We start from the raw sequence: 825 nt of genomic DNA, 5'->3' as shown, positions 1-825 counted from the left end.
TGCCCTTTGAATTCTTGTAGCAGTTGCCCGTTGAGCGTCCACAACCGCGCTGTGTTGTCAGCTGATGCTGTGGCGATGGTTTTGCCGTCCGGGCTGAAACTCACACTTGAGACTCCGCCTTGATGCCCTTTGAATTCTTGGAGGAGTTGCCCGTTGAGCGTCCACAACCGCGCTGTGTTGTCAGATGATGCTGTGGCGATGGTTTTGCCGTCCGGGCTGAAACTCACACTTGAGACAATGCCTTGATGCCCTTTGAACTGGTTACGTTCTTTAATTTTATTGAGAATACTATCCAAAGCAAAAATAGGGCTGATAGCTGGATATTTTTCTAAAGGGCGACCATCTTTTACCAAAGTTTTTAACTCTTTACCACTGTGCATTGCTGCCACCAGCGATTCTAATTCAGTATACTCAAACTGTCTTAAGGCATTAACACCAGCCCGTTCTAATTCCGTTCCCTTTTGTGCTTCTTTTTGTGCTGCTTCTGCTCCTTGTAGCGCTGCTTGCGCCTGACTCAAAATAGTTTGAGCCTGTTTAGTTTTAGATTGTGCTTCCTGTTGTTGTCTATTTGCCTGTTGTGCTTTTTGTTCAGCCGTTTTAACTTGTTTGTTAGCTGTTTGAATTTTTTCCTCTGCTTGAAAATTTTGTAAGGATTCAGGTGGCAGAGTATTGACAAGGGGGACACTTGAGGGGGAGTATCACAAATATGAACCAAAACCTGCCTCAAGATTTAGACCGAGAAAGCTTGAACCAGTTATCAAAAGAAGAACTGGTAGAGATAATTATTGAGCAGGGCAAGGCAATATGTGAGTTACAGAAAACAAT

Annotated in this window: 1 pseudogene; it reads right to left on the bottom strand. The window is 44.0% G+C overall.

Features of this window, described 5'->3' with window-relative positions:
• Positions 1-518, bottom strand: a pseudogene (locus A4S05_RS37985) (PD40 domain-containing protein); the annotation flags it as partial.
• Between the last annotated feature and the right edge of the window lie 307 nt (positions 519-825).

The organism is Nostoc sp. KVJ20 (genome assembly GCF_001712795.1).
Classification (GTDB): domain Bacteria; phylum Cyanobacteriota; class Cyanobacteriia; order Cyanobacteriales; family Nostocaceae; genus Nostoc.
Note: the sequence above shows the minus strand (reverse complement) of the source record. Positions and strands in the feature narration are given on the sequence as shown.